Raw genomic sequence first — 11653 nt, 5'->3', positions numbered from 1 at the left:
TGAGATTTCCCATAGCGTAAGCTAGTAAGATCCCTGAAAGATGATCAGGTTGATAGGTCAGAGGTGGAAGCGCGGTGACGTGTGGAGCTGACTGATACTAATAGATCGAGGACTTAACTAAAAAGATTACTCGGTTCTAATTTCTTCTAAACATAATCTAGTTTTCAGGGAATAATTTTTAAAATTACACTTGAAAAGTTCTCGAAAAGCGTATATAATAATATATGTCTTGAGAAAAAAAGTCTGGTGGCGATAGCGAGAAGGTCACACCCGTTCCCATACCGAACACGGAAGTTAAGCTTCTCAGCGCCGATGGTAGTTGGAGGTTCTCCTCCTGTGAGAGTAGGACGTCGCCAGGCATACCATATTATTCCGCAGTAGCTCAGTGGTAGAGCATTCGGCTGTTAACCGAACGGTCGTAGGTTCGAGTCCTACCTGCGGAGCCATATTGGAGAGCTGTCCGAGTGGCCGAAGGAGCACGATTGGAAATCGTGTAGGCGGGTAACCCTGTCTCAAGGGTTCAAATCCCTTGCTCTCCGCCATTTAAACTTTAATATGGCCCATTGGTCAAGCGGTTAAGACACCGCCCTTTCACGGCGGTAACACGGGTTCGAATCCCGTATGGGTCACCAATAACAATTCAAATTTATGGAGGATTAGCTCAGCTGGGAGAGCATCTGCCTTACAAGCAGAGGGTCGGCGGTTCGATCCCGTCATCCTCCACCATAATATTATCGCGGGGTGGAGCAGTCTGGTAGCTCGTCGGGCTCATAACCCGAAGGTCGCAGGTTCAAATCCTGTCCCCGCAATCTGGTCCGGTAGTTCAGTTGGTTAGAATGCCTGCCTGTCACGCAGGAGGTCGCGGGTTCGAGTCCCGTCCGGACCGCCATTTTTACAAAAAACATTAAGTATAAGTATGGCTCAGTAGCTCAGTCGGTAGAGCAAAGGACTGAAAATCCTTGTGTCGGCGGTTCGATTCCGTCCTGAGCCACCATTTATGTCGGAGGGGTAGCGAAGTGGCTAAACGCGGCGGACTGTAAATCCGCTCCTTTGGGTTCGGCGGTTCGAATCCGTCCCCCTCCACCATCTTTATAGGGGTATAGTTTAAAGGTAGAACGAAGGTCTCCAAAACCTTTGGTGTGGGTTCAATTCCTACTACCCCTGCCAATTTTTTAAAATCATGGCGGGTATGGCGAAGTGGTTAACGCATCGGATTGTGGCTCCGACACTCGTGGGTTCGATTCCCATTATTCGCCCCATTAATTTAAAAATGTAAGTCACTTTTTTTATTTTTATACATATAATTATATTGGGCTATAGCCAAGCGGTAAGGCAACGGACTTTGACTCCGTCACTCGTTGGTTCGAATCCAGCTAGCCCAGCCATTAGCGCGGAAGTAGTTCAGTGGTAGAACACCACCTTGCCAAGGTGGGGGTCGCGGGTTCGAATCCCGTCTTCCGCTCCAATCATATAAATTATGGCGGCATAGCCAAGTGGTAAGGCAGAGGTCTGCAAAACCTTTATCACCGGTTCAAATCCGGTTGCCGCCTCCATAACTTGTTTATAATTTTTGTTTCACATAGTATCATGCCGGGGTGGCGGAACTGGCAGACGCACAGGACTTAAAATCCTGCGGTAGGTGACTACCGTACCGGTTCGATTCCGGTCCTCGGCATTACCAAAAAAATTATAAGCACGCCGGTGTGGCGGAATTGGCAGACGCGCACGACTCAAAATCGTGTTCCTTCTGGAGTGTCGGTTCGACCCCGACCATCGGTATAAAAAATTTATCAGAAAACCAATAAAGTCAATGCTTTGAGTAATTCAAGGTGTTGGCTTTTTTGTATTTTACCGAACTAAAGTAAAATGCTAATCGTGTGGACAATAATATACGATAATTAAATACCTTTAAGAACAATTTATCTTAAAGGAGAGATTAAAATGGCTAAAGTAAGAGTTATGAAAAGGGAAGAATTAGAAAAAACATTAGAAGAATTATTTGAGGATTTTCAGTTAGAAAATAAGATCAAAAACTTATCAGAAATGACAATACGATTTTACGACCAAAACTTAGTACATTACTTTCGTTTTTTAAAGGAAATAGATATTGTTTATGTAAGAGAGGTTGAAAAGAAAAACGTTGATAAATATATTCTGTGGTTAAAAAAGAAAGGGTTAAAAGCAACAACTATTAACACCTATATGAGGGCAGTAAGGTCATTTCTTTACTTTGCTATGCGAGAGAATTACCTTATTCAATTTGAAATAAAACTTATAAAAGCAGACAAAGAACAAAAAGAGCCCTACTCTGAGGGAGATATAAAAAAGTTAATTAAAAAACCTAATATAAGAGAATGTGGTTTTGTAGAACATAGAAATTGGGTCTTAGTTAATTATCTATTAGAGACAGGGAACAGGCTTAAAACAGTTATTAATTTAATGGTACAAGATATAGACTTTGATAATGGAATGATCATATTGACTACCACCAAAAATAGAAAGGCTCAATACAATCCCATAAGCGAACAATTAGTAAAAGTTTTAACAGAATATATAAGAATGTATAGATTAAATAAAGATGATTACTTATTTATAAATGAATTAGGTAATCCATTAACAAGAAATTCAATACAACATTCAATAGCTCGATATAACAAGAAAAGAGGAGTAGAAAAAACTTCTATACATGCATTTAGGCATACCTTTGCGAAGTACTATATAACAAGCGGAGGGGACTCATTTAAGCTACAAAGATTATTAGGTCATTCAACACTTGATGTGACTTTAAACTATGTAAATCTTTATTCAGAGGATTTAAAAGAAGGCTTTGATAAACATAGTATTCTATCAAATTATACAGAAAATCCACGTATGCGAAGAGGGAAAAGGTAATTTTGATTAATTAGGATTAAAGGGAGTAAAATTAATGTACTCCCCTTATTTTTTGTTTAATTTAATAGTTTTGTATTTATATTTATTTTGAAATAATTTAAAGGAATTATAAGGTAAGAAGTAGTAATACAAAGGTAATGTTTTCGTTTTATTTCTCATAAAATGTATCAAATATCTCTTCTATAATATTATTAATCATATTAATTTCTTTTGGTTCTTTATCAATCAAGTTAATTAAAACATCACGTATAATTTTTTCTTTTTCAGATACCTCTTTATTAATTGATACATAACTGAATAATTTATATAGGTCAACATCTAAGCAATCAGCAATTTTCCCAATATTAGTTAATGAGAGGTTTCTTTCACCACGTTCAACTCCACCAATGTATGAAAAATGAAATCCTGCAAGTTCACCAAGTTCTTCTTGAGAAATACCTTTTTCTTTTCTATAATCAAGTATTTTTGCTCCAACAAGTTTTAATATATCGGACATTTTCCCCACCTCTTTCTTTAAAGTGTAGGCAATGCCGATTATCAAAAGAATATGTAAAAAAGTATTAAAAATTAAATTGATATTTATAAGTACTAATATATTATAATTATTTTGAATGACAGGTAAAAAAAATAGTAGAAACCTGAGGGGGAAGTATTAAATATGATAAAGAAAATAGTAATGGTATTCGGTTTATCTGTAATTATAGTATCTGGGTGTAGTGATAATAGTCTATACATACCTAATAATGGAGAAAAAGTAATAGTGACCATTAATGCACCATTAGCAGTTGATAAAAAAACACTAGAAGAGGTAAACAATTATATTGAACAAAATAACAATGATGCTTTAAAACAACTTTCTAATAAAGAAAAATTTTCATCAGTAAATAAAGGTGAGGTTGTTTCAGTAAAAGATGTTCATAAGAATGAAAAATTAATAGAAGTTATGGATAGTGATGGATTTGAAGGAGTTATGGATTTAAGAGTTATCGAGGAAACATTAAAAGAAGGAGAGGATTACTATTTAACGGAAGGCTCGTATTTTTTTATGACTGAGCAAAACGCTAATTTTGATAATTATAGTCAATCACTAATGGCTGAGGTAGTAGAAAAAAGGAATAACAGTGAAGAAAAGGAAATTGAAGAGATGTATGATTATGGAAAAATATTAAAACTAACAGGTGGAGATTTAAAGGTAAAGTTATTGAAGTTAAATGAAGATGGAACAGTAATAGTTGAATATGAAATTGAAGAAGATAAATATGATATATACTCCGAATTAAACTCTTTAAGTGATGCACATGAAAACAAGGGCAATACATCTATTGAGTATAATGCTTTAAAGGATTAATAGCCTACTTTTTTTATTTGTATAAAAATCTATTGAAATGTGAAAGGTATTGTTCGTAAAAAAGGTAAATGGTGGTTTTTTCGAGGTTTTATGTCAGTAGGAGCGATATTGTGATTTTCGTTCGGAGGGTGGCTTTTATTTGAATTACCCCCTCCCTCCCTTCATTAATGTTAATTGTTCCTATGCATGTTTATACTCATTCTGATAATTGTATTTAAGAGTTTATATAAATATGTAGGTTAATATGTTTAATAGCTATCTAGTTTGTTAATATCATCATTATTTATACATAAGCATAAATAGTAATAAAAAACGTTAATTTATTCTTTTGAATAATATGCTTTTACTTTCTTTACTTCTTACCCCACGATTTATTTTTTGGGGAAAGTTGGCTTTATATTTAAACATAATCAAGTACTATACTGTACATGCCCTCTAGGTTTATTCTAGGGGTTTTTTTTGTCTGTTATCAAAAGTTAATAGAAGTTAATAGGGCAACATGAGTTCTTGCTTTATTGGTCTTATAAGGGGGTTACATAGGGCGTTGTATGAATGTATTCTCCTAATCACTGTAATAGGAAATAAAATAAAGTTGCAAATTTTTATAGGCAAAATCTTAAATCTATAACATAGATAGTGCTACTGCATGACAATGGCATATTTTTAACCAGATCTAGAAGTTTAATAAATAGGAATATGAAAACTCCCTCTTTTCATATTTCACTTCTAACTCCTTTGTGTACAGTAGTCTATTTTTATTGAAAGGAAAAGGAAGGGGAAAAACTGTACATCCCCTCCAAACGTGTGTTGAATATATTAAAAATAAGGAGGATAAACAATGACTTTAATCAATAGTAAGCAAGAAATAAAGCCATTAAAAAAGCATGATGAGTTTGGAATAGAGGTCTTAATAGGAAAAGAGAAATTAACACTAAATAGTAATCAAAAAGGATTATACATTGATTTGTGTTCATTTTCATTGGCAATTGGCATTTCAATATCCAAGTTATTAGAGGTAATTAGTTATAGTCCTATTACAAATGAGTATCTTGCTTTTTATAGAATTGAACAAAAGATTGTTAAGTTAATAGATGTTAAAGGGGTGGAAATATTAATTAGAAATTTGATGGCTTCGGGTCATGATTTAGAAGTTTTAAAGACTATTAGGAATCAAATAAAGAAAACTATTGAACAAATGGAAAAGGAGTGATTGAACATGGAAAAGACAAAACATACATCAGTGTATTTGGAAGAAAGCCAAATTCGATATTTAAAGTTACAGGCAATGCTAAACAATTTAAATGTTAGCGAATATCTTCGTTATTTAATTGATGAGGATATGCAAGCTAATTCTGAGCTATGTAAGCAACAAGAAAAATATCTATTTTAATACTTCCATTGTCTCCTAGATAAATAGGGGCAATGTTTGTACAGATATATTTACAAAACAAAGGAGTAGAGGAAGAATGAATGAAATTGAAATAATTTGTAATTCAGAAGGTGAATTAAGATTAATAGTAAATCCGTTAGAATATGAAGTAAGAAGTAAGAAGCAAATTGAAGGTTATAAAAAGCAATTTGAAAAGAAAAAAGATAACCGACATTTTAACTTTGCAAATATGGAAAACATATCAGAGGTTATTTCTAATTTAACAAATGTTCATTTGGGTTATTTATTACATTTACAATGCTTTATGAATTTTGAGGATGGTATCTTAACAGGAAAGGAAGGCATGAAAATGACTAAAAAAGTGGATATTCAAAAAACATTATGTATTTCAAAAGATACAAATAAAAGATTTTGTAAGGCTTTAGAGAATAATGGTATCTTAGAGGTTACTAATGGTGTATATCGTATTAATCCAATGTATCATTTTAGCGGTAAATCACATGAGCAAAAAGTAATAAAGTTATTTACCACAACATTAAAAAACTTATGTAAGACAATTAATCCAAATGAGTTAGGATTTTTATATAAATTGTTGCCATATGTTCATTTAGAAACAAACATGATTTGTATTAATCCATTCGAAAGAGACCCTATGAAGATACAATACTTAAATATACAAACTATTGCAGAAATAACTGGAATACATAAAAATAAGATTCAAACTTTAATTAGAGGGCTTAGAAAGGGGGGAATTATCAGAGAATCAATTGGAGAAGATAAAAGGCATACTTTTATTACCTTAAATCCATACATATTTTACAGAAAAAGCGGACAACCCGATAATACATTAAAAAGTATGTTTGCTTCCTCTCCATTCTCCCCAAAAAATAGGTAACCTTTTTGCACCCTTTTTGGCTTAATAGGTAACCTTTTTGCACCCTTTGAAAAGTGCCTAAATCCCTTGAGGGAGTAAGGGGGAACTCCCCTTTAGGTATAAATTTCTTCTTATATCTTTGTTAAACCAATATAATCATCTGAAAATACATTGTTCATTGCACAAGCAATTTTTCCTTGCTAATGAAAATGTAATTACATAGTAAATCAAATCACTTTTCTTTATCACATAGTCAACAAGTTAGTTCTTCTGATAAAGATTAGTGATTTAATCATCTAACCTCGACAGAAGCAGTTGATAATATTAGTCGAGAAGGTGATTGTATAAAAGATTATAGGTTAAGTTAGGGAAAAATTCACTTATAATAACGACTATTTAAAATGACGTTTTTTACATGGTATAGATATTTGAAGTGGAACAAAATAACTGATTTTTCAACATTTTTTTACAAATATCTGTTATTATTCTTATGGGGGTGAAGATGTGGTTAAGAAACTTATTGATAATGTGTTTTACGTAATTTCGATTTTGTTTTTAACATTTTCATTTTTATCAGCTACTTTTTTAAATGAGAATTTCACCTATAGATCATTACTGAACACAGACGGATTAACTTTACTTGGTATTATTTTTGCTTTAGTAGCATTGATTTTTCAAAAAATACCCATATTCAGAAGGGCAATTATTTTTGTACTACTTCGATTAAATTTCTGGCAATTAGATTATCGTTTTGAGATCTCGCTTTGTGCACCAAAGGAGATTAAGGTTGAAGACCTATTTAAATATTTTTCGGAATCTGTAGAAAATTTCGATAATTTCAAAAGCAATAAATTTAAGGTGAATTTTACAAATAAAAATAAAATGAAAATTTTTCATCGAGCGCTTGCTGCTAATGTTGAGTTTGATAAAACAATAGATTATTCCTCCGAGAGAGATTCTAATTTAAACTATTGGAATATATCTGTTGATGGTGTATCCTCATACCGAATTGTAGAAAGAAATATAATTTTTATGATTAATACTTATTTAGAAAAAATCCTAAAAGATAAAATTATTAGCACAAAAATAAATCTTACAATATCTAAGAACAATACTGAATTTGATTTGGAAAAGATAGGTGTTTTATTAAGTGCAAGGAAATATAAACTAAATCACTCCAATATACAAATCGATTGTAATGAGAACACAATAATAACTATAAATTCAAATTATGGAATAACCATGACATCTCAAAATAAAGGTGATTTTTCCAATTCTTTAGAGGCATTAAAGAGTGTATTAATTAGTTAAAGGGTGAAAATGATGGCAAGCATTCTAACAGTTAATAAAATAATTGATTTTCCTGAACAAATAGATGAAACAATAGTAGGGAAAGAAGAAATAGTCATTGAGGGAAGTAGTGATGTAGCAGAAACAAAGTTTTACAAAGGTACAGATATGAAATTAAATATTAATGGTTATAATCGTTATATTATAAAACATAGTCAAAAATATAAAATACGTGGGAAATTATGGGGTAAAGATTTCAAAGAAATTATGCGTGTTATGCAAGCAACGGTATATGAGAATCAAACTAAAAAGGATTTTCTTTATTCAATTGGAACTGTTAAAGCAGATTATATTCAATCTGCTTTTGCTAGGCTGAAAAAGAAAACGGCTATTAAAAGCGAACCTATAGAAGTTGACCTTATAGAGGCAGTAGAAAAGATTGTAACATTCGCTCCGGATATAAAAATAATTTCTGGGTGGTTTAGTGAACTGAATTTACCTAATTTAAGTAATGTAATGTTACAAGGGGATAAGGTTAATCTTGGCCCAGATTGGGATAAATTTAAGAGGACTAAGGGTGCGAGATTATCTAATATAGAATTGTTAATTGATGATGATGATTTTGAAAGTGGTAATGTGAAAGTATCTCTAAGTAAAAGGGGTGTAATTTTTTCAAGAAGGAATCTCGAACATAAAAAACTTTTACAAATTTCAGATAAAGTATTAGAAATTCTTAATAAAACTATTTAATCTAAGTAAACGTACATCCATTAATCTTTGACATTTTACGTATATAGTATTAATTTATTATTAAAGGTATATAATTAATCGTATGTACAATTATATGATAAGCATTGATTAGTTTTCATGAGAATGTTGATATATCAAAGGTGTGGCGGAATTGGCAGACGCGCACGACTCAAAATCGTGTTCCTTCTGGAGTGTCGGTTCGACCCCGACCACCGGTATACCAACTCGATTGAAAGTTTAGACCTTCAATTACAAAGAATTAAGTAATATGAACGTTTAAAAGACATCTCTACAGTTAATGTAGAGATGTTTTTTTGCGTTATTTTTAATATATATAGACACAACAAAATAGCTTCTAATCATGTTCACTTTAAAAAGGGGAATAGGAATTGGCTAGAAGAAAAAATAATCTCGATAAAGGTGAATTAGCCATAATATAAAAGAAGAGAAGATGTATGTAGATAATTTTAATTTAGATATAACACTCTTAGTAAAGTACTTATTCGTTCCGAACAGAATGGGATAATGCAGATTTTCTTATCAGCTGGCTACAGCAAAACAGCTTGGAAGAAACGGTAATAATTAAAGGAGAAGAATCATTATTCTTTGATGAACTATCATAGACGAGGGGGACAGGCAGCAGGAGTGGATGCTCTTTCAAAATGGTGTGCAGTTCTTCAAGTTTTACTTGGGCTCAGGACTCAAGGTTTTGATCCTTGCGTGGGGAAGCAAGGTGAAAATCATTTCACTACAAACCTTTGTGGATGAGATAATAGAAAAGGTTGAAAAAGTAAAAGATCAATATAACGAAAAGGTATACCATTTCAGTATACCTTTTTCGTTATAATCAATAGTAATAAGATGATTTTCCCAAATCATTAAAATATGGAGGTATACATAATGAAATCACTTAAAAGAATGCTTTATGAACTAACGATGGACAAAGAATTTGTCGCTTTAAAATTCCTGATTGATCGCCCGAATGTCTTTCATGTTGTTGGGGCTACTCATTTAGAAACTTGGCATTCAAGATTTTTATCTTGGCTTCTAGATCCCACAGAAAGACATATGTTAGGCTATTATCCGTTTCAGAGATTCTTAATGGCTATTGCCGAATCCGCTGAAGAAAATATTGACGATATTACCGATTTAGCCATGTTGAATGTCAATCAATTTAGAAATCCTGAGGTTATTGCCGACAAGGATATCAACAAACTTGATATCGATGAGCAGGAATCCATAGAAGAAATAGAGAAAAACGACGACAAAGGAAGGCTTGATGTCTTTTTTAAGGTAAATATCGTCGATGAAAAAGACCCAGGCAAGGAAAAAAAGTTAATCCTTGCTATCGAGCAAAAGGTATATGCTAGGGTGGATGTAAATCAATGCAATAAATATTTAAGAAAATTTGAAGAGAAGTTTAAAGACGAAACGTATATGCTTGTAGGTTTAGTACCAAAAAGCCAAATAAAAGAATCAAATGAAGCCACTTTTGGCAGTTCCAAATGGTTTGGAATCGACTATCAGCAGCTAGTGGACATTGTTCTAATGCCATGCCTGGAAAATCCAGATTTAAGTATTTACGCCAAACCTATTATTCAACAATATGTAGATGCATTACGGATGCCTTATAAAGGAAAACGGGAACAATTAGCTACAATTGAAGAAGAGCGAACCCTAGTTCGTTCCATTTATGATCGCTTTGAAGATGTGTTTAAAGCGATAACGAAAATATCAAATGAAGAGGACAGTGTTGAAAGGAATTATGTCAGCACTGTTGTGAACAATACTTATGGTGAAGTATTTAGAACGATCAAATGGATCCTTAACGAGGAAAATGATGTTGAAGAGATATGGAATTTTTCAACTGGATTCCAAAGAAATATTATTAAAAGATGGGACGAGCTACAAATGCTCCTCAAACATGAAGGAAAAGAAACTTTTATTTATGGAAAATCTGTTCCAGAACTTTGGAAAGAGACTTTACAATGGATTGAAGAGCATAATCTCCCTCTGCGCCAGCTTATTGAAGAAGGATTTATCCTAGGAGGCGGAGACAGAGGAAATCGTTATGCCATAGCGTTACAACCTATCCATAAAAACAGAAAAAAGTTTGCCTCCATTCATACCTATGAATCTATCATAACGGGTGAAACTTACTACATTGAAACCAAAATTAATCCTGAAAGTGGTATGAAAACCATTGCTAAACTATTTAAAAAATTAGGCGTAGGGGTAGAGACTCCATTATTAGAGAATAGTGTCGCAGTACCTTTTTAAGAAGACATAAGATCTCAAATGGGACTTTAAGCAGTGGCTACCCTTTTGTGCTAGAAATAGAATGCTCAACATCACAGTAACAACTTCGAGTATTGAAAACATTTTTAAGTACAATAGTTCTAAGGATTGTTTAACATTCAATCCTGTAAATAGCATTCTTTTCATCAATATTTACACTATAGGTTTTAACGATGATATCCTAAGAAGTAAATGTGTTACAGATCATTAGGCAATTTTGGTGGAAGTGGAGAAATTTAATTAACGAACAAAAAATACGATTTACAGAGTGGATTTTATAGACAATACAACAATACTATTCAATAGATAATGAATCTCCACAATCGGTTGATTGCGGAAGAAAATCTTCTGGTCACATTCATAGGATTAAAGAAATAAAAACAAGCCACTTACAAAATACTGTAAGTGGCTTGCATACTGTTGAAAAACAAAAATGTCTATGGACAAATTGCGAAAATAGCAACGTAGCATCAATGGAGAACAAGGGGGTTTTTGTATGTACTTCATCTATTCAAATATAGAAATAGTAGAAAATCAAAAGAGCGATGAAATATGTATGCTGCTTCGTACCATTGAGAATTTGGAATAGACCGCTTTTAGAAAAATAGTCGTAGAAATCCTCTTATTTTCGTTCCTTCCATGAAAAATAACGGAAATAGGCGGAGAATTACGCCTATTTCCTTAGAATTAGAGTTAGTCTAAAAAGTGGACACGTATAAATGAGAATTTATTATAATAAAACTATCATTTAAAAGGACGTGTTCAAAATATGGGAAAGCACTTTTCACAAGAGTATAAAGAATATGTATCT

10 protein-coding genes, 16 tRNA genes and 2 rRNA genes are annotated in these 11653 nt (G+C 32.7%); 27 read left to right on the top strand and 1 reads right to left on the bottom strand.

The annotated features are described in order from the left end of the window. The 18 genes from F9279_RS24205 to F9279_RS24120 all read left to right on the top strand — a co-directional run. Window positions 1–121 (top strand): 23S ribosomal RNA (locus F9279_RS24205); the annotation flags it as partial. Between the two features lie 121 nt (window positions 122–242). Continuing rightward, window positions 243–359: ribosomal RNA gene (gene rrf / locus F9279_RS24200) — 5S ribosomal RNA — on the top strand. Window positions 360–371: 12 nt separating this feature from the next. Continuing rightward, a tRNA-Asn gene (locus tag F9279_RS24195) sits at window positions 372–446 on the top strand. 4 nt (window positions 447–450) lie between these two features. Next, window positions 451–542 (top strand) — tRNA-Ser (locus F9279_RS24190). 15 nt (window positions 543–557) lie between these two features. Further along, window positions 558–632, top strand: a tRNA-Glu gene (locus F9279_RS24185). Window positions 633–650: 18 nt separating this feature from the next. Next, window positions 651–726: transfer RNA gene (locus F9279_RS24180), tRNA-Val, on the top strand. Between the two features lie 9 nt (window positions 727–735). Then, window positions 736–809: transfer RNA gene (locus F9279_RS24175), tRNA-Met, on the top strand. A 3-nt stretch (window positions 810–812) separates the two neighbouring features. Next, window positions 813–889, top strand: a tRNA-Asp gene (locus F9279_RS24170). A 29-nt stretch (window positions 890–918) separates the two neighbouring features. After that, window positions 919–994 (top strand) — tRNA-Phe (locus F9279_RS24165). Window positions 995–1002: 8 nt separating this feature from the next. Beyond that, window positions 1003–1086: transfer RNA gene (locus F9279_RS24160), tRNA-Tyr, on the top strand. A 7-nt stretch (window positions 1087–1093) separates the two neighbouring features. Next, window positions 1094–1167, top strand: a tRNA-Trp gene (locus tag F9279_RS24155). A 16-nt stretch (window positions 1168–1183) separates the two neighbouring features. Then, a tRNA-His gene (locus F9279_RS24150) sits at window positions 1184–1259 on the top strand. A gap of 51 nt (window positions 1260–1310) precedes the next feature. Then, window positions 1311–1385, top strand: a tRNA-Gln gene (locus F9279_RS24145). Window positions 1386–1390: 5 nt separating this feature from the next. Continuing rightward, window positions 1391–1465: transfer RNA gene (locus tag F9279_RS24140), tRNA-Gly, on the top strand. A 14-nt stretch (window positions 1466–1479) separates the two neighbouring features. Further along, window positions 1480–1553: transfer RNA gene (locus F9279_RS24135), tRNA-Cys, on the top strand. Window positions 1554–1589: 36 nt separating this feature from the next. After that, window positions 1590–1675 (top strand) — tRNA-Leu (locus F9279_RS24130). A gap of 22 nt (window positions 1676–1697) precedes the next feature. Next, window positions 1698–1779 (top strand) — tRNA-Leu (locus F9279_RS24125). A gap of 162 nt (window positions 1780–1941) precedes the next feature. Continuing rightward, window positions 1942–2892, top strand: coding sequence for a tyrosine-type recombinase/integrase (locus F9279_RS24120; protein WP_152116664.1), 951 nt, complete (start codon window positions 1942–1944; stop codon window positions 2890–2892). A 148-nt stretch (window positions 2893–3040) separates the two neighbouring features. Here F9279_RS24120 and F9279_RS24115 read toward each other — a convergent pair whose 3' ends face one another. Next, complete coding sequence (locus tag F9279_RS24115) at window positions 3041–3388, bottom strand: helix-turn-helix domain-containing protein (RefSeq protein WP_152116663.1); 348 nt, start codon at window positions 3386–3388, stop codon at window positions 3041–3043. 162 nt (window positions 3389–3550) lie between these two features. Between F9279_RS24115 and F9279_RS24110 the strand changes: the two genes are divergently transcribed. From F9279_RS24110 to F9279_RS24080, 9 genes are all read left to right on the top strand, one after another. Then, window positions 3551–4240: a hypothetical protein gene (locus F9279_RS24110; protein WP_152116662.1), complete on the top strand. Its 690-nt coding sequence runs from the start codon at window positions 3551–3553 to the stop codon at window positions 4238–4240. 838 nt (window positions 4241–5078) lie between these two features. Beyond that, window positions 5079–5450 (top strand): hypothetical protein, encoded by a 372-nt coding sequence (locus tag F9279_RS24105; RefSeq protein WP_152116661.1) that lies wholly within the window; start codon window positions 5079–5081, stop codon window positions 5448–5450. A 6-nt stretch (window positions 5451–5456) separates the two neighbouring features. Continuing rightward, window positions 5457–5630 (top strand): hypothetical protein, encoded by a 174-nt coding sequence (locus F9279_RS25435; RefSeq protein ID WP_193224705.1) that lies wholly within the window; start codon window positions 5457–5459, stop codon window positions 5628–5630. Window positions 5631–5706: 76 nt separating this feature from the next. Continuing rightward, a complete protein-coding gene (locus F9279_RS24100) occupies window positions 5707–6525 on the top strand; it encodes a replication/maintenance protein RepL (protein ID WP_193224704.1) in 819 nt (272 codons plus the stop codon). Window positions 6526–7008: 483 nt separating this feature from the next. After that, window positions 7009–7815: a hypothetical protein gene (locus F9279_RS24095; RefSeq protein ID WP_152116660.1), complete on the top strand. Its 807-nt coding sequence runs from the start codon at window positions 7009–7011 to the stop codon at window positions 7813–7815. Window positions 7816–7827: 12 nt separating this feature from the next. Next, the gene (locus F9279_RS24090; RefSeq protein ID WP_226793897.1) at window positions 7828–8544 is read left to right on the top strand and encodes a hypothetical protein; all 717 of its coding nucleotides are present in this window, start codon (window positions 7828–7830) and stop codon (window positions 8542–8544) included. 136 nt (window positions 8545–8680) lie between these two features. Next, window positions 8681–8759 (top strand) — tRNA-Leu (locus F9279_RS24085). A gap of 394 nt (window positions 8760–9153) precedes the next feature. Continuing rightward, complete coding sequence (locus F9279_RS25430; protein WP_193224703.1) at window positions 9154–9312, top strand: hypothetical protein; 159 nt, start codon at window positions 9154–9156, stop codon at window positions 9310–9312. 132 nt (window positions 9313–9444) lie between these two features. After that, window positions 9445–10824 (top strand): PD-(D/E)XK nuclease family protein, encoded by a 1380-nt coding sequence (locus tag F9279_RS24080; RefSeq protein WP_193224702.1) that lies wholly within the window; start codon window positions 9445–9447, stop codon window positions 10822–10824. The last annotated feature ends 829 nt before the right edge of the window (window positions 10825–11653 follow it).

It is taken from the genome of Bacillus sp. B1-b2, assembly GCF_009183415.1.
GTDB lineage: Bacteria > Bacillota > Bacilli > Bacillales > Cytobacillaceae > Niallia.
Note: the sequence above shows the minus strand (reverse complement) of the source record. Positions and strands in the feature narration are given on the sequence as shown.

Bases quoted from the DNA above. Each gene is read 5' to 3' on its own strand.
- F9279_RS24115 (WP_152116663.1), bottom strand. From the start codon at position 3,388: ATGTCCGATATATTAAAACTTGTTGGAGCAAAAATACTTGATTATAGA.
- F9279_RS24120 (WP_152116664.1), top strand. From the start codon at position 1,942: ATGGCTAAAGTAAGAGTTATGAAAAGGGAAGAATTAGAAAAAACATTA.
- F9279_RS24090 (WP_226793897.1), top strand. From the start codon at position 7,828: ATGGCAAGCATTCTAACAGTTAATAAAATAATTGATTTTCCTGAACAA.
- F9279_RS24105 (WP_152116661.1), top strand. From the start codon at position 5,079: ATGACTTTAATCAATAGTAAGCAAGAAATAAAGCCATTAAAAAAGCAT.
- F9279_RS24080 (WP_193224702.1), top strand. From the start codon at position 9,445: ATGAAATCACTTAAAAGAATGCTTTATGAACTAACGATGGACAAAGAA.
- F9279_RS24100 (WP_193224704.1), top strand. From the start codon at position 5,707: ATGAATGAAATTGAAATAATTTGTAATTCAGAAGGTGAATTAAGATTA.
- F9279_RS25430 (WP_193224703.1), top strand. From the start codon at position 9,154: ATGAACTATCATAGACGAGGGGGACAGGCAGCAGGAGTGGATGCTCTT.
- F9279_RS24110 (WP_152116662.1), top strand. From the start codon at position 3,551: ATGATAAAGAAAATAGTAATGGTATTCGGTTTATCTGTAATTATAGTA.
- F9279_RS25435 (WP_193224705.1), top strand. From the start codon at position 5,457: ATGGAAAAGACAAAACATACATCAGTGTATTTGGAAGAAAGCCAAATT.